Here is a 26,675-nt window from a genome sequence, read left to right on the forward strand (position 1 = left end):
TAGTGTGATGGGCACCACAGCAACGCACCGCCGTTTTTTGTCCGGTACTCAGCGAGGAGACCTCCAGTATGAAAACACCGAAGTTCCTACTTCCCATCGCCACAGCAGGCGTTCTAGCCCTCACCCTCTCCGCGTGTGGCGGCGGAGGCGGCGGCAGTACGACAGCCGGCGGCGACGCCGAGCAGGGCCTCGACGGCCGCGGTCCCATCACCTACGTCCAGGGCAAGGACAACAGCAACGTGGTCCGCCCGCTGATCGAGAAGTGGAATGCGGCCCACCCGGACGAGAAGGTCACGTTCAAGGAACAGACCGACCAGGCCGACCAGCAGCACGATGACCTGGTCCAGAACTTCCAGGCCAAGAACGCCAACTACGACGTTGTCAGCGTCGACGTCGTGTGGACCGCCGAATTCGCCGCCAAGGGCTGGCTCCAGCCGCTCAAGGACAAAATGGCGCTGGATACCTCGGCGATGCTGAAACCGACTGTTGAGAGTGCCTCGTACAAGGGCACGCTCTACGCGGCCCCGCAGAACTCCGACGGCGGCATCCTTTACTACCGTAAGGACCTCGTCCCCACGGCACCCAAGACCTGGGACGAGATGATGGGCATGTGCTCCATCGCCAAGGAAAACAACATCGGTTGCTTCGCTGGCCAGTACGCCAAGTATGAGGGCCTCACGGTGAACACGTCTGAGGCCATCAACTCCGCCGGCGGCTCCGTCCTCGACGCGGAAGGCAAGCCGAGCCTGAACACCCCCGAAGCCAAGGCCGGCCTCGAGACCCTGACCAAGGCGTACGCCGATGGCAGCATCCCGAAGGAAGCCATCACGTTCCAGGAGGAACAGGGCCGCCAGGCTTTCCAGAACGGCAAGCTCCTGTTCCACCGCAACTGGCCGTACGTCTACAACCTGGCCAAGACGGAAGGCTCCTCGAAGGTCAAGGACGTCCTCGGCATGACGGCGCTGACCGGCACCGACGGCCCCGGCGCATCGACACTGGGCGGCCACAGCGCCGGCATGAGTGTCTACTCGAAGAACAAGGCCACCGCCCTGGACTTCCTGAAGTTCCTCACCTCCGAGGAAACCCAGAAGTTCTACGCCACGCAGGGCTCCCTGGCTCCGGTACTCGGCGCGCTTTACGACGACAAGGAACTCGTCGCCAAGCTGCCCTACCTCCCGGTGCTGAAGACCTCGATCGAGAACGCCGTGCCGCGCCCTGTCACTCCGTTCTACCCGGCCGTCACCAAGGCCATCCAGGAAAACGCGTACGCAGCCATCAAGGGCGAAAAGACCGTAGACGCGGCCTTGTCCGACATGCAGGCGTCCATCGAGTCCGCTAGCGCGGGACAGTAGTTTAGCCATGGCTACCGAATTGGGCCCGACGCCGGTCAAGGAACCGGCGTCGGGCGGTACCCCGATCCACCACGGGCCCAAGGGTGTGGGGGAGGATAACGCGATAGCGAGCCAGGGCAAGTGGGCCTCATGGCTGCTGGCGCCCACCATCGTTGCGCTGGGTATCGTGATCGTCTACCCGATCATCAGTGCAATTGTGATGTCGTTCCAGAAGGATGCCGGCCTTGACCCCGTCACGGGGCTCTTCACCGAGGGCGGCCCCGCCGGTTTCTCGAATTACACCAACTGGCTTTTCCAGCAGTGCGCCGCCCCGGGCGGCGGAACCGTGGCCTGCCCGCCGGGTACCCTTGGCTCGCAGTTCTGGTCCGCCACGGGAACCACTTTCTACTTCACCATCGTCACGGTGACGCTGGAGACGATCCTGGGCTTCTGGATGGCTATCATCATGGCCCGCACCTTCCGGGGCCGCAGCCTGGTCCGCGCGGCCGTGCTGGTGCCGTGGGCCATCCCCACCGCCGTCACGGCCCAGCTGTGGCTGTTCATCTTCGCTTTTGAGGGCATCGGCAACAAGCTCTTCAACACCACCATCCTGTGGACGGGCAGCGAGATCCCGGCCCGGTGGGCGGTCATCATCGCCGACACCTGGAAAACGACGCCGTTTATGGCGCTGCTGATCCTGGCAGGGCTGCAGATGATTCCGGCCGAGGTCTACGAAGCTGCCAAGGTTGACGGCGCCTCTGCGTGGCAGCGGTTCCGGATGATCACGCTGCCGCTGGTGAAGCCGGCGCTGATGGTCGCCATCCTCTTCCGGACGCTGGATGCCCTGCGGATGTTCGACCTCCCGTACATCCTGACGGAGGGATCCAACAACACCACGACGCTTTCCATATTGGTGGTCAACCAGATCAGGCAAGGCTTCAACTCAGCCGCTGCCTTGTCCACCATTACGTTCATCATCATCTTCATTGTGGCCTTCATCTTCGTCCGCTTCCTTGGAGCGAACGTTGTGGAGCAGCAGACCGGTGCAGGTAAGGGGAAGAAATGACCGCCGCGACCGAACTCCGGGCCGAGCAGGACCGCGGCCGCAAGGCGGCCCAGAACCGGGAGAAATGGGCGAGCGTCCGCACGTACATCAGTGCCGCCGTGATCTTGTTCTGGTGCCTCGCCCCGGCCTACTGGATGGTGGTGACGGCGTTCCGCGATGTGGGCTACACCTACGACACCTCGCTGCTGCCCACCCACATCACGCTCGACAACTTCCGCACCGCCTTCGATACCTCGTTCGGCAACAGGTTCGGCCAGGCGCTGCTGAACAGTGTGTTCATCGGTGTGACGGTAACGGTGATCTCGCTGGTCCTCGGCGTGTTCGCGGCCTACGCCCTGGCCCGGTTGAACTTCCGGTTCAAGTACCTCGTGCTGGGCTTCATCCTGGGGGCTTCCATGTTCCCCGGCGTCGCGCTCATCACCCCGCTGTTCCAGCTGTTTACGAACATCGGCTGGATCGGAACCTACCAGGCGCTGATCATTCCGAACATCTCCTTCGTCCTCCCGTTGACGGTCTACACCATGACGTCGTTCTTCCGGGAAATGCCGTGGGAGCTTGAGGAGGCGGCCCGTGTGGACGGCTGCACCCAGGGGCAGGCGTTCCGGCGGGTGATCATGCCGCTGGCTGCTCCGGCCATCTTCACGACGGCGATCCTGGCGTTCATTTCCTCGTGGAATGAGTTCCTGATTGCCAGCCAGCTCTCGAACGACGCAACCCAGCCGGTGACGGTGGCCATTGCCAACTTCGCCGGGGCCCAGCCCCAGCAGATTCCGTACACGGCCATCATGGCTGCCGGAACTATCGTCACAATTCCGCTGGTCATCCTGGTGCTGGTTTTCCAGCGTAAGATCGTCGCTGGCCTCACCGCCGGCGCCGTGAAGTGATGGCCCGGCAGTGAACGGCAAACCCCACCGTGGTCTCGTCCGGAGCGAACACCGTCGTGTCCGCTCCGGCGAGGACTTCGACATCATTATCGGGCTTCTCGGTTTCTGGACGCTGGTGCTGTTCGTGGTCACCGTCTGGATGGAAGTGACCGGCCAGCCCGCGCTTGGCTGGGCCCTCGGCCTGCTGGCCATGGTGCTGGCCCTGTACGGATTGATCCGGCTGCGCCGCCGCCTTCCCGAGAGGACGGCAACCAGACGCAAGTGAGGACCGGCGCGGCGGGCGCTGTTGCCGTGGGGGAGGCGAGCAAGGAACTCCTGCGTCCGGGCATCAGGCAGCAGCAGACAAGGGGACATGGTGGCAAAGACAACAGACAGGGCGCAACGCGGAGGCCACTCCGGCGTCAGCATCGAGGATGTGGCCCTCGCCGCCGGAGTGTCCACCGCCACCGTGTCCCGCGCCGTCCGCGGCCTGCCCAGGGTCTCCCCGGCCACCCGGGAGAAGATCCTGGGCATCGCCGAAGCCCTGGGCTACGTCGCCTCCTCCTCGGCATCCGGGCTGGCAACCGGCCGCACCAAGACCATCGGCGTGCTGGCCCCGTTCGTCAGCCGCTGGTTCTTCTCCAAGGCCATCGAGGGCGCGGACCGGGAACTCCATGCCCGGCAGTACAACCTCTCCTTATTCAATCTGGGCGGCCACGGCAGCCACCGTGAGCGGCTCTTCAGCAAAACGATGGTCTACAAACAAATCGATGCTCTGTTGGTGCTGTGTATGGCGCTGACGCACGAAGAAATCGAGCACCTCCAAAAGATCGATATCCCGTTGGTCGTCGTCGGCGGCCACGTCGAGGAATGCCCCTACATCGGGATCGACGACTACGCCGCCGCTGCGACGGCCGTGCGGCACCTGATCGGGCTGGGGCACACGGAGATCGCGCTGCTGCACGGCGACGACGAAACCGACCTCAACTTCGACGTCCCCCGGGTCCGGATCAAAGCTTTCCAGGACGTGATGGCCGGCGCCGGCCTGAACGTCCGCGAGGAATGGGACGAATGGGGGGATTTCACGGTACTCAGCGGCCAGAATGCCTTCCATCGGCTGTGGGACAGGCCCGGTCCGAAACCCACGGCAATTTTCTGCGCCTCCGATGAAATGGCCATGGGGATCATCTTCGAGGCCACCCGGGCCGGGGTGCAGGTCCCAGCGGACCTCTCCGTGATCGGAATCGACGACCACGACTTTTCCGAGGCCATGGGGCTCACCACCGTCCGGCAGCGCCCGGACGAGCAGGCGGAAATGGGCACCAAAATGCTGCTGGACGAGCTCGACGGGATCGCCGGGTCGGTGCGCTCCATGGTCGCCCCGCACGAACTGATCGTCCGCAGCACCACGGCGCCGCCGCGGCGCGCCGGCGTCGTAACCCGGACCGACGCAGCGCCGGGTGCCATGACCGCTGGCGCAGCGCCGGGTGGCTGACCGCCAGCAGCACGCTTAGCCCGGACTGCCGGCCGGCGTCCGGCGTCCGGCGCGCGCACCGCAAGCGCGGCAAGCAAGTCGCGGCAAGCAAATTAGAAGAGCGTTGGGACCTCAGGACGCGCGGGCCAGCTGCCGGATCGGAATCCAGCGGGACGCCAGGCGCCGGTACGCGGCAGCCGCCCCGGTCATGTCCCCTTCGGCCAGGCACTCAATGCCAAGCCGCACATCCATGGGTGAGTCATCCGGATAGACCTTGTCCGCCACGGCGCCGTAGTCCAGCTCCACCACCGACTCCGGGTGGAAGAGCTCCAGCCATTCGGTGAGCTGCGTCAGGTCCTCCAGCATGTCCAGGTCCGGGGCGGCGAGGGCCAGGTGGGCCACCGCATACCGGACCCGCTCCAGGGCTTCGCCGATCGTCGCCCGGATCCGCACGGTGACAATGTGCCCCTCGGATTCCACCACGTCCGTGGGGTCCGATTCCTGGAACAGGCAGAACCAGCTGAACGGGATGCCCCACGTGGAGGCCCGGGTGTGCACCCGGCCCAGCCCGGCATGCGCCCGCACGTCATCGATGCGCTCCTGGTGCCTATCGCGCTGCTCCTCCGGGATCAGCAGCTGCGCCAGGGGGCCGTGGATGCCTTCCATCAGGGCGTTGGCAGCCAGTCCGGCGCGGAGCACCAGCTGGCTGGGACAGTACAGCAGGTTGTCCTGTTGCCCGGCGTCGGCATTCCCGGCTCCGGGGGTAACTGTGCCGCCGTCGCCGGCCGGGGGCGCGCTGTTCGCGGGTGCCGCGAGGACGCGGACCAAGTCCGTCGCGCCCGTGGGGAACGGGTCCCCGCCCTGGCGCGTGATGCGGCCCAGCGAGGCGAGCAGCTCGGCGTTTTCGACCGCCGCCCGGGAAACGCTCCGCGCGCCCGCAGCGCGCAAGGCGCCCTGCTGCTCCGCCGGGAACGCCGCCAGGGGCTCGTAGACCCGCAGTGCTGATGAGAACGGCAGCCCGGCCTGTCCGCGGTAGAGGTTTCCTGTCACAGGACCACGCCGCTTCCCTGGACCGCGGCGCCGCGCTGGGCGGTGCTCATCAGTCGCTCAACTCCACGATCACGGGGGCATGATCCGAAGCGCCCTTGCCCTTGCGTTCCTCACGGTCAATCGCCGCGCCGGTGACCCGGGAGGCCAAAGCGGGGGAGGCCAGGACAAAGTCGATCCGCATCCCCTCTTTCTTCGGGAAGCGCAGCTGCGTGTAATCCCAGTAGGTGTACACGCCGGGCCCGGGGGTGTGCGGGCGGACTACGTCCTGGAAGCCGGCTTCCTCGAAAGCGTGGAAGGCTGCCCGTTCGGGGTCGCTGACGTGGGTGAAGGCGTTGGCCCGGAAGTAGTCGATGTCCCAGACGTCGTCGTCCTGCGGGGCAATGTTCCAGTCGCCCATCAGGGCGATCTGCGCCTTGGGGTCGTCCCGGACCCAGCCTTCGGCATGGGTCCGCAGGGAGTCCAACCAGCTGAGTTTGTACGGCATATGCTCATCGTCGAGGGCCCGGCCGTTGGGAACATAGAGGCTCCAGACCCTGATGCCGCCGCAGGTGGCGCCGATCGCGCGGGCCTCCTGCACGGCGTCCTTTCCGTTCTTGCCGAAGACCGGCTGGTCAATGAAGGTGCGTTCAACGTCGTCGAGCCCCACCCGGGAGGCGATCGCCACGCCGTTCCACTGGCTCAGCCCGAAGTGAGCCACCTCGTAGCCCATGTTCTCGAACAGCTCCCAAGGGAAGTTGTCGTCCTTGCACTTGGTTTCCTGGATGGCCAGGACATCACAGTCGGTGCGCTGAAGCCACGCTTCAACACGGTCGGCGCGGGCACGGAGCGAATTCACATTCCAGGTAGCTATCTTCACAGTCCCTAACTTACCGAACTTGGCTGCCGGACGAAGCTGCCCGCCGACAGCAGGCCCTCTGGAATTTAGTAGGAAGTCCGAGTATATTCAGGGGCAGAAGATGATGTGGGTCACAGGCGGCCTGGCCGTCACCACGTCAATCACACGGTGCAAAGGAGCATTCCATCATGGTTCGCGAACTATCCCACTACATTGACGGACAGCATGTTGACGGCACCTCCGGGCGCTTCAGCGATGTCTACGATCCGTGCACGGGCGAGGTCCAGGCGCGGGTGCCGCTGGCCAGTACCGAAGAGGTCCGCAACGTGGTCTCCAACGCGGAGAAGGGCCAGCTCGAGTGGGCGGCCATGAACCCGCAGCGCCGCGGCCGGATCCTGCTCAAGTTTGTCGATCTGGTCAACCAGAACCTGGACGAACTCGCCACCCTCCTCTCCTCGGAACACGGCAAGACCTTCCTCGACGCGAAGGGTGACATCCAGCGCGGCATCGAGGTGGTGGAGTTCGCCGCCGGCGCCCCGCACCTGCTCAAGGGCGAGTTCTCGGACAGCGCCGGAACCGGCATCGACGTTCACTCGCTGCGCCAGCCGCTCGGCGTCGTCGCCGGGATCACCCCCTTCAACTTCCCGGCCATGATCCCGCTCTGGAAGTCCGGCCCGGCCCTCGCCGCGGGCAACTCCTTCATTCTCAAGCCCTCCGAACGCGACCCCTCCGTGCCGTTGCGTCTCGCCGAGCTCTTCACCGAGGCCGGCGTTCCGGCCGGCGTCTTCAACGTGGTCAACGGCGACAAGGAAGCCGTGGACGCGCTGCTGGAGGACCCCCGCGTCCAGGCCATCGGCTTCGTGGGCTCCACCCCGATCGCCCAGTACATCTACGCCACCGCCGCCGCCAACGGCAAGCGCGCCCAGTGCTTCGGGGGCGCCAAGAACCACATGGTGATCATGCCGGACGCGGACCTGGACATGGCCGCGGACGCCCTGATGGGAGCGGGCTTCGGCTCCGCCGGCGAACGCTGCATGGCCATTTCGGTGGCCGTGCCGGTCGGCAAGGCCACCGGCGACGCTCTCGTCGCCAAGCTGGAGGAGCGGATCGCGAATCTCAAGGTGGGCCACAGCCTCGCCAAGGACTCGGACTTCGGCCCGGTGGTGGCCGCGTCCGCCAAGGAACGGATTGAAGGCTACATCCAGGCCGGCGTCGACGAGGGCGCCACCCTGCTGGCCGACGGCCGCGGCCTCAAGGTGGAGGGTTACGACGGCGGCTTCTGGGTCGGACCCACGCTGTTCGACAACGTCACCAAGGACATGACCATCTACAAGGAAGAGATCTTCGGCCCGGTGCTGAGCGTGCTCCGCGCGGAGAACTACGACGAGGCCCTGCGCCTGTGCAGCGAGCACGAGTTCGGCAACGGCGTGGCCATCTTCACCCGCGACGGCGACTCCGCCCGCGACTTCGCCAGCAGGGTCCAGGTGGGCATGGTGGGCATCAACGTCCCCATCCCGGTGCCGATCGCCTACTACACCTTCGGCGGCTGGAAAGCCTCCGGCTTCGGCGACCTCAACCAGCACGGCGCCGACGCCTTCCGGTTCTACACCAAGACCAAAACCGTCACCACCCGCTGGCCCTCCGGCATCCGCACCGGTGCCAGCTTCGTGATGCCGGAAGGCAGCTGATGGCGGGGAAGCACTCCGGGGATTCCCCGCCCGCTGAGGTGCTGTTCGAACGGCGGGGACGGCTCGGCGTGGTCACGCTCAACCGGCCCAACGCCGTCAACGCGCTCACCGCGGGCATGGCGTCCGCCATGCTGGAGCAGCTCACGCTCTGGGCCGACGACGACGCCGTGGCCGCCGTGCTGGTCCACGGCGCCGGTGACCGGGGGCTGTGCGCCGGCGGCGACATCGTGGCCATCTACCGGGACATGCAGGGCGGCGGCGATGCGACCGCCGGATTCTGGGCTGAGGAGTACCGGCTGAACCTGCTGATTTCCGAGTACCCCAAGCCGTATGTGGCGTTTATGGACGGCCTGGTCCTCGGCGGCGGGGTGGGAATCTCCGCCCACGGCTCGGTCCGGATCATCACCGAAAGCACCCGGATGGGCATGCCGGAGACCACCATCGGGTTTGTGCCCGACGTCGGAGGAACCCTGCTGCTCTCCCGCTCGCCGGGCGAGTCCGGCACCCACGCAGCCCTCACCGGAGCGCACCTGAGCGGCGCCGACGCCGTGTTCCTGGGGCTCGCGGACCACTTTGTGCCGTCAGCAAACCTCCCCGCGCTGGCGGAAGCGCTCGAAAACGAGCCTGCGGACGCCGCCGTCGCGCGCTTTGCCGGGGAAGCCCCGGATTCGGTACTTGCAGCGCAGCAGGAATGGATTGACGCCTGCTATTCGAGCGACGACGCCGAAGAGATCGTGCGGCGGCTCCGAGCCTTCGCTGGAGAGGGAGCCGGGGAAGCTGCGGACGCTGCCGACACGATCGAAACCAAATCGCCGACCGCCGTGAAAGTTGCGCTGGCATCCCTGCGGCGGGCCTCGGGCCTGAGCCTCGAGGAAGCCTTGGAGCAGGAATACCGGGTGGGACTGCGGTTCCTGACCGGCCCCGACTTCCGCGAAGGCATCCGGGCGCAGGTGGTGGACAAGGACCGCGACCCGCACTGGCAGCCGGCCACCTTGGCGGAGGTCAGCCGTGACGACGTCGAATCCTACTTTGCGCCGCTGGGCGACCGGGAACTGAAGCTTTCGAAGGAGCGGGACAATGTCTGAAACAGCGGGGCCGGCCCAGGCCGGCACCATCGCTTTCCTGGGCCTCGGCCACATGGGCGGACCGATGGCCATCAACCTGGTCAGGGCCGGCTATGCGGTGACCGGCTTCGACCCAGTGCCCGCCGCACTGGAAACAGCCCGGGCACATGGCATCACCACCGCGGACACGGCCATCGAAGCGGTCGCCGGCGCTGGCGTTGTGCTGACCATGCTGCCCAGCGGCAAGCACCTCCTGGACGCCTACCGCGGCAGTGGCGGCCAGCCGGGCCTGCTGGACATTGCCCCTCCGGGGACACTCTTCCTGGACTGTTCCACGATCAACGTGGATGAGGCCCGCGAGGCTGCCGACCTGGCCGTCGCGGCCGGCCACCGGGCCGTTGACGCTCCGGTATCCGGCGGCGTTGTGGGCGCGGAGGCCGGCACCTTGACGTTTATGGTGGGGGCACTCCCGGAGGATTTCGCGGCCGTCAAACCCCTGCTGGAAGTCATGGGCAAACGGGTGGTGCACTGCGGGGAACACGGTGCCGGGCAGGCCGCGAAGATCTGCAACAACATGATCCTCGGCGTCTCAATGATCGCCGTCAGTGAGGCCTTTGTGCTCGGAGAGAAGCTGGGCCTCACGCACCAGGCCCTGTTCGACGTCGCTTCCGCAGCCTCGGGTCAGTGCTGGGCGCTGACCACCAACTGCCCCGTCCCGGGCCCGGTTCCCACCAGCCCGGCCAACCGCGACTACCAGCCCGGCTTCGCGGGGGCGCTGATGGCCAAGGACCTCAAACTGGCCCTCAACGCCCTGGAAAGCACCGGCGTCGCCGCCCGGCTGGGGCCGCTCGCCTCCGAAATCTACGATAGCTTTGCCGCGGAGGGCGGGGCAGGCCGGGACTTCTCCGGCATCATCACCGACATCCGGGACAAGTCCGGCCACTAGCCGGGCGACGAGCAGACATTTCTGAACAGCAAACATTTCTGACGAGCAACATTTTCTGGACAGTCAACTTTTCTGAACAGCAACATTTCTGAACAGCAGCCGAGGGGACAGGCATGACGGAGCAGTACACAAACATTCTGGTGGAGCGGCGCGGCCGGGTGGGGCTCGTGACGCTCAACCGGCCCGAAGCGCTGAACGCCCTCAACAAGGCCACCATGGACGAACTCGTGGCCGCCGTGTCCGCCATGGACACCGATCCGGACGTCGGCGCCGTGGTGGTGACCGGCTCCGCCAAGGCCTTCGCCGCGGGCGCGGACATCAAGGAAATGCAGTCCAAAGGCTACATGGACATGTACGCGGCGGACTGGTTCCGGGGCTGGGAAGACTTCACACGGCTGCGCATCCCCGTGGTCGCGGCAGTATCCGGCTTCGCCCTCGGCGGCGGCTGTGAGCTCGCGATGATGTGCGATTTCATCATCGCCGGGGACAACGCCAAATTCGGCCAGCCGGAAATCAACCTGGGCGTGCTGCCCGGGATGGGCGGCTCGCAGCGGCTCACCCGCGCCGTGGGCAAATCCAAGGCGATGGACATGATCCTGACCGGGCGCTTCATGGACGCCGACGAAGCCGAACGCGCCGGCCTCGTGTCCCGCGTGGTGCCGGCCGCCGACGTCGTCGAGGAGGCCCTGAAGGCCGCCGAGGTGATTGCCTCCAAGTCCAAGCCGGTGGCGATGGTGGCCAAAGAAGCAGTCAACGCCGCCTTCGAGACCGGGCTGGCCCAAGGGGTGCTGTTTGAACGCCGCGTGTTCCACTCGCTGTTCGCCACCGAGGACCAGAAGGAAGGCATGGCGGCCTTCACCGAAAAGCGCCAGCCGGACTTCACGCACCGCTGAGCAGGGGAGCGCGAGCCTTCCTGCGCTGCGGCTAACGCTCCACGACACGCAAAAGCCCTGACGCCACGTTATTGCGTAGCGTCAGGGCTTTTGCGCGTCGCGGCGCAGTATCCGCCGCGTCAGACCGCGACAGACGCCCTGTCAGGCCGCGCTGATCCCGAACAGGCCGATGATGAGGGCCATCACCGCCAGGGTCACCAGTTCGTGGGCGCAGTTCAGCACCGTCAGCCCGGCAGGGCGGCCCTCGAAGGCGTCGTGGGTGATGAACCGGGCCGCCGTGAAACCGGCCCAAAGGATCACTGCCGTGACCAGGGTGTTGGCCAGGAAATTCCCGCCGTAAAAGTGCTGGGAGATGGCGGCGGCTCCGGCCAGGACCGCGGCGCTGATGAAGCTCACCACCAGGGTGATCAGGATTGGTTTCACGGCGTCCTTCGCCTCACCGCTGGGCGTGACCTTGGCGACGCGCATCCAGTAGTTGCCGAACACCTTCGGCGTGTACCAGACGGACCCGACCACCATGCTGGACAGTGTGGCCAGCAGTACCGCCCAGATGTTGATCTCCGGAATCATTGCGCTCCTCCAGTTTCAGGTTTGGGTTCTTTCCGAAGTCTAGGTGACCGCCCGGGGGCCCCGACGCTGATTCCCGTTACCTCTTTTAGGAGGTAGTTGGATGTCCACGCTTTGATTACGGTGAGCTGAGTCACAAAGCACTGCACCGAGTCTGACATCAAAGGAGATCGCCATGACTTCAGTTTCACCGAGTTCGCCGGCCGGGCTGCAGGCGCCGCCCAGCCGGAAGACACTCCGCAAGGTAGCCTTCGCCAGTTTCGCCGGGACCACCATCGAGTTCTACGACTTCTTCATCTACGGCACCGCGGCCGCACTGGTCTTTCCCGTCGTGTTCTTCCCGGCGCTCGGCACTGCGGCCGGCACCGTCGCCTCCTTCGGCACCTTCGCCGTCGCCTTCTTCGCCCGCCCTGTGGGCGCCATCATCTTCGGCCACTTCGGGGACCGGATCGGCCGGAAGAAAACCCTCATCACCACGCTGCTCATGATGGGCATCGCCACCGTGCTGATCGGATTCATCCCAGACGCCAACACCATCGGCGTGGCCGCCCCGATCATCCTGGTGGTGCTGCGCTTTGTGCAGGGCCTCGCCGTGGGCGGAGAGTGGGCCGGCGCCACCTTGCTGGTCGCCGAATACGCGCCCAAGGGCAAGCGGGGGCTCTTCGGATCCTTCCCGCAGATTGGGCCGTCGGTGGCCTTTGCCCTGGCCAGCGGCACATTCCTGATCACCAACCTCACCCTCGGGGACAAGTCCGAGGCCTTCATCTCCATCGGATGGCGCGTGCCGTTCATCCTCAGCGCAGTGCTGGTGCTCGTGGGCCTGTGGGTCCGGCTGAGCATCGAGGAAACCCCTGTTTTCAAAAACGCCGCCAACACCGTCCACACGTCCACCAAGCTTCCCGTCCTCGAATCGATCAAGCGCCAGCCGCGCGAGATCCTGCTCGCCGGCGGCTCCCTGACCCTGCTGTTCGCCTTCTTCTACATGGGCACCGCCTACCTCACCAGCTACGCCACGAGCCCCACTGGCATGCAGCTGAACCGGGTGGAGGTGCTCAGCACCGGCATGGTCGCTTCTGTTTTCGTCGCGGCCGCCACCCTCGCGTCCGGCATTCTCTCGGACCGCTTCGGCCGCAAGAAGGTCATCGCCACCTCCTGCATCCTCGCTGTGCCGTGGTCCCTGGCGCTGTTCCCGATCCTGAGCGCGAACACCGTCTTCGCGTTCGCCGTCGGCCTGACGGTCACCCTCGTCATTTTCGCCATCGCCTACGGTCCCGCCGGGGCGCTGCTGCCCGAACTGTTCGAGACCCGCTACCGCTACACCGGCGCCGGAATGGGCTACAACCTCGCCGGCGTGGTCGGCGGCGGCATCGTGCCGCTCGTGGCCGCCCAGCTGGCCGGCACGTCCGGGGCGTGGTCCGTCGGATTCCTGCTCGCCGGGATCGGCGTGTTCAGCGTGCTGTGCACCTTCGCCCTGCCCAACCGCGAAAAGCAAGGACTGGAAGGCGCGACGCCGGCCGCGTCCTCGCCCGCAGACGGCACGGAAATCACCGAGCCCGCCTCCCGGCACTAGGGGATTCGAAGCCCAGGGATCCTGTTGAAGGAGACCTGCCATTGGGGGAGCGGGGTTGCCGGCCAAAACGGCAACCCCGCTCTACGGGATGAGTCCCAGCCGGCGGGCCGCAGACACGGCCTCGAGCCGGTTGTGCGCGGACAATTTGGCCATCGCATTCTGCAGATAGCTCTTCACGGTCACGGCTTTCAGCCCGAGGCGTTCCGCGGTTTCCTGGTACGAACAGCCGAGGGCCACCTGCGCCAGCACGTCGAGCTCACGGCGGGCCAGCCGGGGTGCCGGGTGGTCCCCGTCCGCGGCCGGCGGCGCCAAGTGGCTGCCGATGGCATCCAACTGCCGCGCCAGGTGGGGATCGGACACCGTGCCAGCCAGGGACCGCAGTTCGGCGTGGGCCTCGCGGACGTGCTCCAGCCAACTCTGGTCATGGGTCAGGGCGGGTGCGGCCCGCGCCGTGTTGATAATGGACACCCTGCGGTCCACTTCGTCCCGGACGCGGAGTTCCCCGGCGATCTCGGCGGCGGCCGCCATCGCCTCACACACGGCGCTTTCCCCCATTGGCGCACTGTCGCGGCTCGCGATGTACAGAACCGCCCGCGACGTGCCCTTGACCACCACGGGGACGGCCGCCATCGAGGTCAGCCGTTCCCGCCGGACGGCGAGGTCATACTCATGGGTGATTCCCTCGGAGGCGATGTAGTCCTCCACCAGGAACGGCCGGCGCTGGGCGAAGACCCGGCCCCCAAGACCGGCCCCGGGGACCACCACCACCTGGTGCAGGCTGGACGTCGCGGTGCCCAGGAAATCCGTCAGCTGCAGCTGCTCGCCGCTGGCCAGCCCGGCGAAGAGCACCGCGGGCCGGAACCTGCCGGAGAGCAGGCGCAGGGATGCGCGGAGCAGCTCCCGGTCATCGGGGCGGGAATAGGCGTTCGGCTGCATGAGTCGTCTCCTGGTGCCGCGAGCCCGTCACTGCAGTGTGACGGGCGGTCAGTGGTGGTCCGGCCATTCAGCCCGGGCGGGTTCGTCGCTGAAGTCGCCGGCATTGCGGCGGAAAGTGCCCAGGATACGGATCAGCTGGTCGACATCCTGCTCTGCAAAGCCTGACTGGGCGAACACCTCGGAGTTGAGTGCCGCCGTCGCGCGTTTGGCCAGTGTCCGCCCCTCCGGGGTGAGCTCAATGAGGGTGGTGCGCCCGTCCGTGGGGTGCGGCGAGCGGAGGACCAGCCCCGCCTGCTGGAGCCGGTCGACGGCGTTCGTCACCGAGGTGGGATGGACCTGCAGCAGCGCGCTGGCCTTGTTCATGGGCAGCGCGCCGCTGCGGGCGAAGCTCAGCAGGGCGAGGAGCTCGTAGCGGGCGAACGTCAGCCCGAACGGCTTCAGGACTCCCTCGATCCGGGCCAGCAGGAGCTGCTGGGTCCGCATGATGGCGGTGATGGCGGCCATGGGCGCGGCGACGTCGGACCAGCCGTGCCGTTCCCAGTTCAGCCGGGCGTCGGCGATCGGATCACGCGGCAGGGGCGTTGCCACGGTACCCCCAGCTTCTCGTCCTGAGTTTCATGGGGTTCAGCCTAGCTTTTCGGCCGGGCTTTTCAGCCCCGGGAAGTCCGCTTCGGAGTACTCCGTGCCGAGACCCGCCGGGACCGTCCCGCCGCCGTGGCGCAGTTCTTCGCTGTGCCGCAGCTCCACGCGCCGGATCTTGCCCGAGATCGTTTTGGGCAGCTCGGCGAATTCCAGCCGGCGGATCCGCTTGAACGGTGCCAGATGGTCGCGGCAGTAGCGCAGGATGTCCTCGGCCAGCTCCGGACCGGCCTCGTGCCCGGCGGCCAGGACCACAAACGCCTTGGGCACGGAGAGCTTGACCGCGTCCGGGGAGGGGACGACGGCGGCCTCGGCCACCGCCGGGTGCTCGATCAGCACGCTTTCCAGCTCGAACGGGGAGAGCCGGTAATCGGAGGATTTGAAGACGTCGTCGCCGCGGCCCACGTACGTGATGATGCCGCGCTCGTCCCGGCTTGCCATGTCGCCCGTGTGGTAATAACCGTCGCGGAACGCGTCCGCCGTCTTCTCGGGGTCGCCGTAGTAGGCCTTCATCAGGCCGGCGGGGCGGGGGTCAAGGCGCAGGCAGAGCTCGCCGTCGTCGCCTTCCGCCCCGGTGGCGGGGTCCACGAGGACCACGTCGTAACCCGGCAGGGGTTTGCCCATGGCGCCGATCTTGATCGGCTGGCCCGGGGTGTTCGCGATCTGCACGGTGGATTCGGTCTGGCCGAAGCCGTCGCGGATGGTCTGGCCCCAGGCGCGCTGGACCTGGTCGATCACTTCGGCATTGAGCGGCTCGCCGGCGGACACCACCTTGGTGGGCGGGTTCTTGAGCAGGGTCAGGTCGGCCTGGATGAGCATGCGCCACACCGTGGGCGGGGCGCAGAAGCTGGTGACCGACTCGCGGTCCATCTGCTCCATGAGCGCCTTGGCATCGAAGCGCTCGTAGTTGTAGATAAAGACGCAGGCTTCGGCGATCCACGGGGTGAACACGTTGGACCACGCGTGCTTGGCCCAGCCCGGGGAGGCCACGTTCAGGTGCACGTCGCCGGGTTCCATCCCGATCCAGAACATGGTGGACAGGTGGCCTACCGGGTACGAGGTGTGCGTGTGCTCCACCAGCTTGGCCTTGGACGTGGTGCCCGAGGTGAAATAGAGCAGCAGGGTGTCGTCGGCCAGGGTGGGCGCGTCCGGCGCGAACTCTTCGCCCGAAGCGGCAGAGTCCGCGTACTGCAAGGCGTTTTCATCGGCGGCCGCGGCACCGATTTCGATCAGTGTGTAGTCTCCCGGGACCTCGGCGAACTTCCCGATATTGGCGCTTCCGACGGCGGCCCAGTTCGCGCCGCCGCGCTCCACGCGGTCCTTCAGGTCGGCCGGCCCCATCAGGGTGGTGGTGGGGATCATGACGATGCCCAGCTTGATCCCGGCGAGCATCAGTTCCCAGAGTTCCACCTGGTTGCCGAGCATGATTATCATCCGGTCGCCGCGCCGCACACCCTGCCCGCGCAGCCAGTTGGCCACCTGGGCGGAGCGCCGGGAAAGGTCTGCGAAGCTGCGCCGCGTGGCGGAGCCGTCCTGCTCGACGATGACGAGGGCCGGTTTGCCGGCTTTGGCCGGGTCCGCCGCGATCTGGTCGAACCAGTCCAGGGCGAAGTTGAAGTGCTCAAAACGCGGCCACTGGAATTCGCTGCGCGCCGCCTCGTAGTCCGTGCGGAGCTCAAGCATCCGGTCGCGTGCTGCGCGGAATTCCTCAGTGACTGTCATGGTGCACCTTTCGACGTCTGGTGGCGCAGCCGTTTCAGGCCCGGCGCCGTTGCCCGGAGATCCACCGTTATCTAGTGATCCCCATCACTGTGCAATATACTAGGACATCCAAGGGTTTGGAAGAACCGGACCGGTTCATGAACGGTTCACTACGAAGGGATACATGCCCGTGCAGCCACAAGGACGTGCCAGCGGACAGAAGGTCACCGGGGGCGAATCAGCGCTGGAAAGCGTGGCGGCGCCGCCCTTCCCGGACGCCGACTTGATGTACATCGTGGATCTGCTGCCTCCGGCGGAGCAGGCCCGCTACCAGGAAATCCGCGATTTCCTGCAGTCCCGGATCCGGGCGGCATCGATCGACTACTGGAACCGCGAGGAATTCCCCTTCGGGCTGCTCGCCGAACTCGGCAAGTACGGCCTGGGCGGCCTGCAGACCGACGGCACCTCCAAGCTGTTCAAGGGACTGATGTATGTCGAGGTGGCACGGGCCGATGTGTCCCTCTCGGCCCTTGTGGGGATCCACAACGAACTGATCGTCGGCATGATCGACCAGCTCGGCTCCGAGGAGCAGAAAGCACGCTGGCTCCCTGGCCTGACGGCCCTGACCCAGATCGGCGCCTTCGCGCTGACCGAGCCGGACCATGGTTCCGACATCGCCGGCGGGCTGGCGACGACGGCCCGGCTGGAGGGCGGTGAATGGGTGATCAGCGGCGCCAAGCGCTGGATCGGCGCCGGGACCATTGCGGACTTCGCCCTGGTCTGGGCGCGGGATGTGGCGGACCAGCAGATCAAGGGCTTCATCGTCGAGACGGACCGTCCCGGCTACACCGCCACCAAGATCGCGAACAAGATCGGGCTGCGGATCATGCAGAACGCGGACATCGTGCTGGACGAGGTCCGCATCCCGGAATCCAACCTGCTCCCGGGCGCCACGGACTTCTCCAAGGCCAACGAACTGCTCCGCGATTCGCGCGCCTGGGTGGGCTGGCAGGCGGCCGGCATCCAGCTGGCCGCGTTCGACGTCGCGCGTTCCTACTCGCTGGAGCGGAAGCAGTTCGGCAAGGAACTGGCACGCTTCCAGCTGATCCAGCAGCAGCTGGCCGAAATCCTGGGCAACGCGTCCGCCTCCCTGTCGCTGATGGCGCAGCTGGCCAGGATCCAGGAGGACGGCAAGCTTGAGATGGTCCAGGCCGCGATGGCCAAGTCCACCACCACCCGGCTTGCCCGGGCGTCGGTGGCGATGGGGCGCTCGCTGATGGGCGGCAACGGGATCAGCAGCGACTACGAAATGGGCAAGCTCTTTGGCGACGCCGAAATCCTGTACACGTACGAGGGCAGCTACGAGATCAACTCGCTGATCGTGGCCCGGGCCGTGACCGGCAAGTCCGCGTTCGTGTAGGGCCGGGCCCGGGTCCGGGCCGCTGCGCCCCGGGCCGCATCACGGCAGGAACCGGTAACCGATCCCCGCCTCGGTGACAAGGTGCCGCGGGCTGGATGACTCCGGTTCCAGCTTGCGGCGGAGCTGGGCCATATACACGCGCAGGTAGTTGGTTTCCTTCGCGTAGGCCGGACCCCAGACCTCGGACAGGAGCTGTTGCTGGGTGACGAGTTTCTCCGGATTCCGGACCAGCACTTCGAGCATTTTCCATTCGGTCGGAGTGAGCTTGATGTCCTGGCCGTCCCGCGTGACACGGTGTTTTTCCAGGTCCACGGTGAACGCATCTGTCGTGACTACGGGTTCCTGATCCGGGTCGGTACTGCGGCGCAGCAGCGCACGCAGCCGGGCCAGGAGTTCATCCAGGCCGAACGGCTTCGTGATGTAGTCGTCGGCTCCGGCGTCAAGGGCCTCTACCTTGTCCTCGGAACCGTGGCGGGCGGACAGCACCAGAACGGGCACCCGGCTCCAGGTGCGGAGTTCCCGGATCACGGAGGTGCCGTCCAAGTCCGGCAGGCCGAGATCCAAAATGACTAGTGCCAGCGGGTGCTGGGTGGCCGCCAGCAGGGCCGAATGGCCGTCCGCCGCGGTGGTCACATCGTAGCCGTGGGCTTGCAGTGTGATCCGCAGGGCCTTGAGCAGATGCGGATCGTCGTCGACCACCAGGACGGCCGTCATCCGGCGTCCGGTCCGGTCGCACTGAGCGGTATGGTGTGGCGCCGCCGGTCCATAGCCGACTGCGGCTCCAGGGGGGCCTGTTGGCGGCGCGCCTCGAAAGGCACGCCGGTGGACAGCGGGAGCCGGATGACCATGGTCAGGCCGCCACCCGGTGTTGCTTCGGCGGTCAGGCTTCCGCCCATGGCGTCCGTGAACCCCTTGGCCACGGCCAGGCCCAAGCCGATGCCGGTAGTCTGCGGGGCGTCGTCCAGGCGCTGGAACGGCCGGAACATTTCCACGACCCTCTCTGCCGGAATTCCCCGGCCGTGATCGATGATGCGCAGTTCTCCTGCCGGGCGGCCCCCGAGGGTAACCGGGCTGAGGCCGCCCCCGGCGCCAACCAGGACGATGTCCGAATCGGGGGCGTACTTCACCGCGTTTTCGACGACGTTGGCAACGACGCGCTCAAGCATCCCGGGGTCCGCGTCGACCTCCGGCATGTTGGCGGGCAGCTCCACCCGGACACGCCCCTCCGGCACGGCACGCAGGGCGTCCGGAATGACGTCGTACCAGCGCACGGGCCTGAGCAGGGGGTGGGCGGCATCGGCACTGATTCGGGACATGTCCAGGAGGTTGCCCACCAGGCCGTCCAGCCGGTCCGAGCATTCCTCGATGGTCGCGAGCAGCTCCTGTTGTTCGTCGGGGGTGTACCGGGCGCCGTCGTGGCGCAGGCCGCCGACGGCGAGTTTGATTCCGGCCAGCGGCGTGCGGAGGTCATGGGAGACAGCACGGAGGATGGACGTTCGGATGGTGTTGCTTTCGGCGAGGCGCAGCATCTGCCGGCGGCTGGCCACGAGCTGCTGGCGTTCCAGCTGCGCGTTCAGATGGACGCCGAAGGCCCCCAGCAGCCGCCGGTCGCTCGCCGGCAAGATCCGGCCGAAGAGCACGAGGCGGGTAGATGGGTCGATCTCTTCAATGTTCCCGCCCTCGGCGCCGCCCCCTTCTGTCTCGCCCGCGGCAAGGTCCCCGGCTGCGGCAAGCAGCCTCCACTTCCGCCCGTTGGCGCCAGGAGCCGCCCCGTCGCCCGGGGAATCAGCGAGGCTGAAGATGGCGGCCCCCCGGACCTGGAAGACCCCCAGCGCCTGCTCCAGGAGGGCCAGGACCATATCGTCGGCGCCGGCTGCACTCCTGGCCAGATCACTGAGGGTCGTGGCTTCCGCGCGGGCGCGGGCGGCTTCCTTGGACCGGCGGGCCGACATGTCGACCACCACCGCCACGGCTGCCGAAACACCCACAAACACCAGCAGGGCGAGGAGGTTCTGCGGATCGCTGATGGTGAGGTTCCCGACCGGCGGGGTGGAGAAGTAATTCACCAGCAGGCTGCTCCAGAGCGCGGCCAGGATCGCCGGCCAGAGCCCGCCGATCAGGGCCACGACGACGGAACCGCTGAGCTGGACGAGCACGGCCGTGGCAATGTTTTGGTCCGGGTTGAGAGCCAGCAGCAGGAGCTGCAGCACGGCCGGGAGGAGCACGGCCAGAATGAATCCCACCGTCACCCGGACGCGGCCCAGATCCCGCTGCCGGGACGGCCGGGTGCCATGCCCGCCGAGCGGGTGGGAAACCATATGGACGTCGATGTCGCCGGAATCGCGGACCACCCGGGTGCCGACGCCGCCGCCGAGCAGGTTTCCCAGCAGCGCGGAGATCTTCTTGCGCCGCGAGATGCCGACGACGATCTGGGTGGCGTTGACGCTGCGGGCGAAGTCCAAGAGGGCCCCGGCCGGATCCTCACCGGTCACGATGTGATAGCTGCCGCCCAGGTCCTGGATCAGGAGGCGTTGGGCTTCGAGCGCCTGGGGGGATTCGCTGGCGACACCGTCCGCGGCCCGCACGTGGACCGCCAGCAGGTCGCCACCGCTGACGCGGTTGAGGATCCTGGCGCCCCGACGGATCAGGACCTCCCCTTCCGGGCCGCCTGTCAGGCCCACCACGATCCGCTCCCTGGCCGGCCAGCTTTCCTCGATACCCTGCTCGGCCCGGTATTTGGCGAGGCCCTCATCCACGCGGTCGGCCAGCCACAGAAGCGCCAGCTCCCGCAGCGCGGTGAGGTTGCCCAGACGGAAATAGTTCGAGAGTGCCGCGTCGATCTTCTCGGGGGCGTAGATCTTTCCGTCGCCCAGGCGCTGCCGCAGCAGCTCGGGGGAGATGTCGACGAGATGGATCTGATCGGCCCGGCGGACGACGTCGTCCGGTACTGTCTCCGCCTGGTGGACGTCGGTGATCGCGCTCACGACATCACCCAGCGATGCCAGGTGCTGGATGTTAACGGTGGACAGGACGTTGATTCCCGCGTCGAGCAGCTCGTCGACGTCCTGCCAGCGTTTGGGGTTGCGGCTCCCGGGGATGTTGGAGTGGGCGTACTCGTCCACGATCGCCGTCCCGGGTGCCCGGGCGAGGACGGCGTCAAGGTCCATTTCCTCAAATTCGGTGCCCCGGTAGGGCATGCGCCTCGGGGGAATGACTTCCAGCCCCTCCAGCAGCGCCCGCGTCTCGCTGCGTCCGTGGTCCATAGCAAGGGCGACGACGACGTCCTCGCCGCGCTTGCCGAGCCGGTGCGCCTCTTCGAGCATCTCGTAGGTCTTGCCGACCCCGGGCGCGGCCCCCAGGAAAATCCGCAGCGTTCCACGTGCCATGCCGTCATTCTCTCACTCGGATTGTGCCGGCTGCGACGCGTGCGAGGCCTCAGCGACCGCCAGGTTCAGCGATGTCACGTTGACGGACGGCTGGCCCAGGAAAGCGAGCAACCCGCTGCTCGTGTGCCGGTCCACCAGCGACGCCACGGCCTTGGTGTCCAGGCCGTGCGCCGCCGCCACCCGGGCCACCTGCAGCCTGGCGTATTCCGGCGAGATGTCCGGGTCCAGCCCGGACCCGCTTGCCGTGACGGCGTCGGCCGGAACCTCGGACTCGTTGATGCCTTCCGCGGCGGCGACGGCGGACCGGTTCGCGGTGACGGCGTCAATGAGCTTGGGCTCGTTGGGGCCGAGGTTGCTGGCAGAGGATGACGCTGGGTCCCACATGACGGCCGACGGCCGGGCGTGGAACCACCGCGGATCCCGGGCGCCGCTGTCATCGGCGCTGGCCTGGGCGATCAGGGCGGACGCCGCCGGGGCGCCGGCGGCGTCAGTGATGATCGAGCCGTTGGCCTGGTAGGGGGCAATCAGTTGTCCGACGCCGAAGACGGCCAGCGGGTAGGCCAGGCCGAGGACAAGGGTGGCGAGGACGAGGAACCGCAGGGCAGTTCCTGCCTGGCGGAGATAGCCGGTGAGGGTGTTCATGAGGGCGTGCTCCTAGCCGATTCCGGGAATGAGGGAAATGATCAGGTCGATGATCTTGATGCCGATGAAGGGGGCGATCAGCCCGCCGAGCCCGTAGACCAGCAGGTTCCGGCTCAGGGCCTGGTTGGCGGACACGGCCCGGTACTTCACGCCGCGCAGGGCCAGCGGTACCAAGGCCACGATGATCAAGGCATTGAAGATCACTGCGGACAGGATCGCCGAGGCCGGCGTGGCCAGGCCCATGATGTTCAGCAGCCCGAGGCCCGGGAAGGCCGCAGTGAACAGGGCCGGAACAATCGCGAAGTACTTGGCGACGTCGTTCGCCACGGAAAAGGTGGTCAGCGCGCCCCTGGTGATAAGCAGCTGCTTGCCGATGCCGACGATATTGATGAGTTTGGTGGGGTCGGAGTCAAGATCCACCATGTTGGCGGCGTCCTTCGCGGCCGGGGTGCCTGAGTTCATCGCGACGCCGACGTCCGCCGCGGCCAGCGCCGGGGCATCGTTGGTGCCGTCCCCGGTCATCGCCACGAGGCGCCCGTCGGCCTGCTCCTTCTTGATGACCGCGAGTTTGTCCTCGGGGGTCGCCTCGGCCAGGAAGTCATCCACCCCGGCCTCGGCCGCAATCGCCTTGGCGGTGATGGGGTTATCACCGGTGATCATCACAGTCCGGATGCCCATTTGCCGCAGTTCGGCGAAGCGGGCGTGCATGCCCGGCTTGACGACGTCGGCCAGATGGATGGTTCCCAGGATCTCCGCGCGGCCGTCCTTGCCCACCTGGGCGACCAGCAGGGGGGTGCCGCCCTGCGCCGAGACTTCCTCGACCCGGTGCTCGACCTCCGCCGGGGTGTGGCCGCCGTATTCGGCAACGAAGGCAGCCACCGTGGAAGCGGCGCCTTTGCGGATCTGCAGCCCGTCAAGGTCGAGTCCGCTCATGCGCGTGCTGGCGCTGAAAGGTACCACGGCAAAGTCGCCGGAGCTGCGTTCGAGGGTGACCAAATCGGATCCGGTGACGCCCTTGTCCGCGGCGAGGTCCACGATGGACCGGCCCTCGGGGGTTTCATCCGCCAGGCTGCAGACCCGGGCCGCTTCGATGAGCCGGGTCCTCTCCACATGGCCGGCGGGGAAGAAGTTGACGGCCCGGCGGTTGCCATAGGTGATCGTCCCGGTCTTGTCCAGCAGGAGGGTGGTGATATCCCCTGCGGTCTCGACGGCGCGGCCGGACGTGGCGAGTACGTTGTGCTGAACCAGGCGGTCCATACCCGCGATGCCGATTGCCGGCACCAAGGCCCCGATGGTGGTCGGGATCAGGCAGACCAGCAGGGCGACCAACACGATCGGGGACGGGGTGGCGCCGGCCAGGGCGGCGAACGGGGCAAGGGACATGGTGACAGCCAGGAAGACGATGGTCAGGGACACCAGCAGCACGTGGAGCGCGATTTCGTTGGGCGTCTTCTGCCGGACGGCACCCTCCACCAGCTTGATCATCCGATCGATGAACGTCTGTCCCGGCTCCGCCGTGATGCGGACGACAATCCGGTCCGAGAGCACCCGGGTGCCGCCGGTGACCGAGGACCGGTCGCCGCCGGATTCGCGGATCACCGGGGCTGATTCACCGGTGATGGTTGATTCGTCGACACTGGCCAGGCCCTCGATGATTTCGCCGTCCGAGGGGATGACATCCCCGGCTTCGCAGATCACGACGTCGCCCCGCCGCAGCTCCGTTCCGGGGATCTCTTTGGCGGTGCCGTCGGCTTGCCGGAGCCGGGCCTGGACACCTTTGCGGCTGGCGCGGAGGCTGTCGGCCTGGGCCTTTCCGCGTCCCTCGGCGATGGATTCGGACAGGGTGCCGAAGAGGACGGTGAGCCAGAGCCAGGCGGTGACGGCGATGCCGAACACGGAGGGCCGGTACACCGAGATCGCGGTGCACAGGGCGGCGCCCACCAGCACGGTGAACATGACCGGGGAATGGATCATTTGCCGCGGGGAGAGTTTCCGGACCGCGAGGGGCAGTGCGGCGGCGACGGACCCGAGCGTCAGTTTGGCCGGTGCCTTGGTGTGGTGTTTGTGTTCGCCGGGGGTGCCGAGGGGGTTGCCGTCGGCGTAGGTGGCGGCGGCGGTGTCCGTGCTGGACGGCGTCATTTCAGGAGTCCTTCTGCGAGGGGGCCGAGGGCAAGGGCCGGGAAGTAGCTCAGGGCGGTCAGGATCACTGTCACGCCCAGCAGCAGACCGCCAAAAAGCGGGCCGTGAGTGGGGACGGTGCCGGTCGAGGCGGGAATCCTGCCCTGCCGGGCGAGGGAGCCGGCCAGGGCGAGGACCAGCGCGATGGGCAGAAACCGGCCCAGCAGCATGGCCAGGCCCATCGCGACCGAGAGAAACGGGCCGGAGGTGGTGATGCCGCCGAATGCGGAGCCATTGTTGTTCGCCCCCGAGGTGAAGGCGTAGAGCACTTCACTGAATTGGTGCGGCCCTGATGCCGGGGCGTTGGCCAAGATCCCCGGCAGCAGGACCGTGATGCCGGCCAGCGCGAGCACGAGGGTGGGAGTTACTAGGATGTACATGGCAGCGAGCTTCATTTCCGTGGGGCCGATCTTCTTGCCCAGGTATTCCGGGGTGCGCCCGACCATTAGGCCTGCGATAAAGACGGAAATGATGGACAGGATCAGCAGGCCATAGAGCCCGGAACCGGTTCCGCCGGGGGCGACCTCGCCAAGCATCATGTTCACCATGGCCACGCCGCCGGCCAGCGGCGGCAGGGAATCGTGGGCGGTGTTCACGGCGCCGGTGGAGGTCAGGGTGGTGGACGCGGCGAAGATCGCGCCCGGCACCGGACCGAAGCGCTGTTCAAATCCCTCGCCCAGCCCGCCGGCCGCCGCCGTGGCTGTTCCCTGGCCGGAAGCCACGGCCCAGCCCATCAGCGAAGCCGATGCCAGCCACAGAGTGCCCATCACCGCGGCCACTGTGTAGCCCTGCTTCTGGTCACCCACCATCCTGCCGAAGGCGTAGGGCAGAGCCGAGGGAATGAGCAGGAGCAGGAACACCTCGAAGAGGCTGATGAGGGCATTGGGGTTCTCGAACGGGTGGGCGGAGTTGGCATTGAAGTACCCGCCGCCGTTGGTGCCGAGCTCCTTGATGGCCTCCTGGGACGCGACCGGCCCTCCGGGGATGCTCTGGCTGATTCCCGCCGCCTGGTTGGTGACGTCGGTGGGCCAGAAGTTCTGCACCACCCCGCCCAGGACCATCACCACTGCCGCGACGAACGCAATCGGTAGCAGGATCCGGAACGACGTCCGGGCCAGGTCCACCCAGAAATTGCCCAGCCGCTGCGTCCTGGTGCGGGCGATGCCGCGGATGAGGGCGACGGCGACGACGATGCCGACGGCGGCGGAGAGGAAGTTCTGCACCGCGAGCAGACACATCTGCACGAAAATGCCGACCGTGGTCTCCGGGACGTAGGTCTGCCAGTTCGTGTTGGTCACAAAGGAAATCGCGGTGTTCATCGCCACCCATGAGTCCACTCCCGGCAAGGAACCGCTGCCCGGAAGGATGCCCTGCAGCCGCTGGAGGGCGAACACGGCCAGAATGGAGACAGCCGAGAACGCCAGGACGCTGCGCAGGTACACCGACCAGGTCTGTTCAGTGCCGGCGTCGATCCCGGCAAGCCGGTAGAACAGCCGCTCCGGCCGGGTGGACGTGGTTGCTTCGAAAACCCGGGCCAGGTAGATGCCGAAGGGCTTGTGCAGGGCTGCCAGAACAATGAGAAGCGCCGCCACTTGGACCACGAAGGATGCGTAGTTGAAGGTCATGATCCGCTCACCACTTCTCGGGATGGATCAGGACCGCCAGGAGGTAGCCAAAGAGGCTTAATCCGGCAATCAGCAGGACGAGCCACATGATCGCGTCGGCGCTCACCTTTCGCCCTCCGGCCGGTCCTCGGCACCGCCGACCATCCCGGCCAGGACGTGTCCGATCCACATCACGAACCCCATGGACACCATGAGAATTCCGATAACAGCCACATCGGCCATTGCAGGTTCCTTTCCTCTGCGCCCCGTGTGCGGGGCTAACTCCAGTCAAGTCCTCCCGGGAGACCAGAGCGCAGGGACTAACGGATCCTTGATGCCGACAGGGCGGATCTTGACGGATTCTTGACGCATACTCCTCGGGGAGGCTGCAGAGCTTCCGTCGGCTGGTTCTTAAACGACAAACGCCCCTCCCGAGGAAATCCTCGCGGGGGGCGTTTGTGGTGTTGGGGAAAGCATGGCGGCCGGATGGCCGGTGCTGCTATCCGGAGTCCTTAGAGCGGGCGGATGTTCTCAGCCTGCGGGCCCTTCGGGCCCTGGGTGACGTCGAACTCGACCTTCTGGTTCTCGTCCAGGGAGCGGTAGCCGCTGCTGGCGATTGCCGAGTAGTGGGCGAAAACGTCGGCTGACCCGTCATCCGGGGCAATGAAGCCAAAACCCTTTTCGGCGTTGAACCATTTAACTGTGCCTGTAGCCATGCCATATCCTTCTGAAATGCTGCTGATCTCCGGCGGCCCGGAGGCCAACGGCTGCGGAGACATTCGTCCGCTGTTGCCCAACCTACGGGTCCGGGGGCCATGGTGC

24 protein-coding genes are annotated in these 26,675 nt (G+C 66.8%); 11 read left to right on the top strand and 13 right to left on the bottom strand.

Going from position 1 to position 26,675, the window contains the following annotated elements; genetic code table 11:
• Positions 1–68: 68 nt before the first annotated feature.
• From FS787_RS11505 to FS787_RS11525, 5 genes are all read left to right on the top strand, one after another.
• Positions 69–1,352, top strand: coding sequence for an ABC transporter substrate-binding protein (locus FS787_RS11505; protein WP_144672569.1), 1,284 nt, complete (start codon positions 69–71; stop codon positions 1,350–1,352).
• Positions 1,353–1,359: 7 nt separating this feature from the next.
• Entirely contained in the window at positions 1,360–2,397 is a 1,038-nt protein-coding gene (locus FS787_RS11510; RefSeq protein WP_144672570.1) for a carbohydrate ABC transporter permease, read from the top strand.
• Entirely contained in the window at positions 2,394–3,281 is an 888-nt protein-coding gene (locus FS787_RS11515; RefSeq protein WP_144672571.1) for a carbohydrate ABC transporter permease, read from the top strand. Before FS787_RS11510 ends, FS787_RS11515 begins: the two co-directional genes overlap by 4 nt.
• Positions 3,282–3,291: 10 nt before the next feature.
• Entirely contained in the window at positions 3,292–3,546 is a 255-nt protein-coding gene (locus FS787_RS11520; protein ID WP_144672572.1) for a hypothetical protein, read from the top strand.
• 90 nt (positions 3,547–3,636) lie between these two features.
• Entirely contained in the window at positions 3,637–4,755 is a 1,119-nt protein-coding gene (locus FS787_RS11525) for a LacI family DNA-binding transcriptional regulator (protein ID WP_260982519.1), read from the top strand.
• Positions 4,756–4,866: 111 nt separating this feature from the next.
• Here the strand turns inward: FS787_RS11525 and FS787_RS11530 are convergent, their stop codons facing one another.
• A complete protein-coding gene (locus FS787_RS11530) occupies positions 4,867–5,784 on the bottom strand; it encodes a hypothetical protein (protein ID WP_144672573.1) in 918 nt (305 codons plus the stop codon).
• Between the two features lie 49 nt (positions 5,785–5,833).
• Positions 5,834–6,640, bottom strand: a complete 807-nt coding sequence (locus FS787_RS11535) for an exodeoxyribonuclease III (RefSeq protein WP_144672574.1) — start codon at positions 6,638–6,640, stop codon at positions 5,834–5,836.
• A gap of 167 nt (positions 6,641–6,807) precedes the next feature.
• Between FS787_RS11535 and FS787_RS11540 the strand changes: the two genes are divergently transcribed.
• From FS787_RS11540 to FS787_RS11555, 4 genes are all read left to right on the top strand, one after another.
• Complete coding sequence (locus FS787_RS11540) at positions 6,808–8,307, top strand: CoA-acylating methylmalonate-semialdehyde dehydrogenase (RefSeq protein WP_144672575.1); 1,500 nt, start codon at positions 6,808–6,810, stop codon at positions 8,305–8,307.
• Positions 8,307–9,392: an enoyl-CoA hydratase/isomerase family protein gene (locus FS787_RS11545; protein WP_144672576.1), complete on the top strand. Its 1,086-nt coding sequence runs from the start codon at positions 8,307–8,309 to the stop codon at positions 9,390–9,392. The genes FS787_RS11540 and FS787_RS11545 overlap by 1 nt, the downstream gene beginning before the upstream one ends.
• On the top strand, positions 9,385–10,317 hold the full coding sequence (gene mmsB, locus FS787_RS11550; protein ID WP_144672577.1) for a 3-hydroxyisobutyrate dehydrogenase: 933 nt from the start codon (positions 9,385–9,387) through the stop codon (positions 10,315–10,317). Before FS787_RS11545 ends, mmsB begins: the two co-directional genes overlap by 8 nt.
• A gap of 113 nt (positions 10,318–10,430) precedes the next feature.
• Positions 10,431–11,210, top strand: coding sequence for an enoyl-CoA hydratase (locus tag FS787_RS11555; protein WP_144672578.1), 780 nt, complete (start codon positions 10,431–10,433; stop codon positions 11,208–11,210).
• A 141-nt stretch (positions 11,211–11,351) separates the two neighbouring features.
• On the opposite strand, the gene FS787_RS11560 is transcribed toward FS787_RS11555, so the two are convergent.
• Positions 11,352–11,780: a DUF1761 domain-containing protein gene (locus tag FS787_RS11560; protein WP_144672579.1), complete on the bottom strand. Its 429-nt coding sequence runs from the start codon at positions 11,778–11,780 to the stop codon at positions 11,352–11,354.
• 172 nt (positions 11,781–11,952) lie between these two features.
• On the opposite strand from FS787_RS11560, the gene FS787_RS11565 reads away from it, so the two are divergent.
• The gene (locus tag FS787_RS11565; RefSeq protein WP_144672580.1) at positions 11,953–13,347 is read left to right on the top strand and encodes an MFS transporter; all 1,395 of its coding nucleotides are present in this window, start codon (positions 11,953–11,955) and stop codon (positions 13,345–13,347) included.
• Positions 13,348–13,428: 81 nt separating this feature from the next.
• Here FS787_RS11565 and FS787_RS11570 read toward each other — a convergent pair whose 3' ends face one another.
• Genes FS787_RS11570 through FS787_RS11580 form a run of 3 tightly spaced genes read right to left on the bottom strand, consistent with a single transcriptional unit; the run spans position 13,429 to position 16,644 of the window.
• Positions 13,429–14,283, bottom strand: a complete 855-nt coding sequence (locus tag FS787_RS11570) for a LuxR C-terminal-related transcriptional regulator (RefSeq protein WP_144672581.1) — start codon at positions 14,281–14,283, stop codon at positions 13,429–13,431.
• 48 nt (positions 14,284–14,331) lie between these two features.
• Positions 14,332–14,871 (bottom strand): MarR family winged helix-turn-helix transcriptional regulator, encoded by a 540-nt coding sequence (locus FS787_RS11575; protein ID WP_144672582.1) that lies wholly within the window; start codon positions 14,869–14,871, stop codon positions 14,332–14,334.
• 36 nt (positions 14,872–14,907) lie between these two features.
• The gene (locus tag FS787_RS11580) at positions 14,908–16,644 is read right to left on the bottom strand and encodes an AMP-binding protein (RefSeq protein ID WP_144672583.1); all 1,737 of its coding nucleotides are present in this window, start codon (positions 16,642–16,644) and stop codon (positions 14,908–14,910) included.
• 265 nt (positions 16,645–16,909) lie between these two features.
• On the opposite strand from FS787_RS11580, the gene FS787_RS11585 reads away from it, so the two are divergent.
• The gene (locus FS787_RS11585; RefSeq protein ID WP_395940344.1) at positions 16,910–18,043 is read left to right on the top strand and encodes an acyl-CoA dehydrogenase family protein; all 1,134 of its coding nucleotides are present in this window, start codon (positions 16,910–16,912) and stop codon (positions 18,041–18,043) included.
• A 39-nt stretch (positions 18,044–18,082) separates the two neighbouring features.
• On the opposite strand, the gene FS787_RS11590 is transcribed toward FS787_RS11585, so the two are convergent.
• From FS787_RS11590 to FS787_RS11620, 7 genes are all read right to left on the bottom strand, one after another.
• Positions 18,083–18,757, bottom strand: a complete 675-nt coding sequence (locus tag FS787_RS11590; protein ID WP_144672585.1) for a response regulator — start codon at positions 18,755–18,757, stop codon at positions 18,083–18,085.
• Positions 18,754–21,429, bottom strand: a complete 2,676-nt coding sequence (locus tag FS787_RS11595) for a DUF4118 domain-containing protein (RefSeq protein WP_144672586.1) — start codon at positions 21,427–21,429, stop codon at positions 18,754–18,756. Before FS787_RS11595 ends, FS787_RS11590 begins: the two co-directional genes overlap by 4 nt.
• Positions 21,430–21,441: 12 nt before the next feature.
• Entirely contained in the window at positions 21,442–22,071 is a 630-nt protein-coding gene (gene kdpC / locus FS787_RS11600; protein WP_144672587.1) for a potassium-transporting ATPase subunit KdpC, read from the bottom strand.
• A 12-nt stretch (positions 22,072–22,083) separates the two neighbouring features.
• The gene (gene kdpB, locus FS787_RS11605) at positions 22,084–24,210 is read right to left on the bottom strand and encodes a potassium-transporting ATPase subunit KdpB (protein WP_144672588.1); all 2,127 of its coding nucleotides are present in this window, start codon (positions 24,208–24,210) and stop codon (positions 22,084–22,086) included.
• Positions 24,207–25,874, bottom strand: coding sequence for a potassium-transporting ATPase subunit KdpA (kdpA, locus tag FS787_RS11610; RefSeq protein ID WP_144672589.1), 1,668 nt, complete (start codon positions 25,872–25,874; stop codon positions 24,207–24,209). Before kdpA ends, kdpB begins: the two co-directional genes overlap by 4 nt.
• Before the next feature lie 7 nt (positions 25,875–25,881).
• On the bottom strand, positions 25,882–25,980 hold the full coding sequence (locus tag FS787_RS11615) for a potassium-transporting ATPase subunit F (RefSeq protein WP_116765591.1): 99 nt from the start codon (positions 25,978–25,980) through the stop codon (positions 25,882–25,884).
• Positions 25,981–26,365: 385 nt separating this feature from the next.
• On the bottom strand, positions 26,366–26,569 hold the full coding sequence (locus tag FS787_RS11620; RefSeq protein ID WP_013599688.1) for a cold-shock protein: 204 nt from the start codon (positions 26,567–26,569) through the stop codon (positions 26,366–26,368).
• Positions 26,570–26,675 lie beyond the last annotated feature (106 nt).

The sequence above is a fragment of the Arthrobacter sp. U41 genome (assembly GCF_007679325.1).
In the GTDB taxonomy this organism is placed as follows: Bacteria; Actinomycetota; Actinomycetes; order Actinomycetales; family Micrococcaceae; genus Arthrobacter.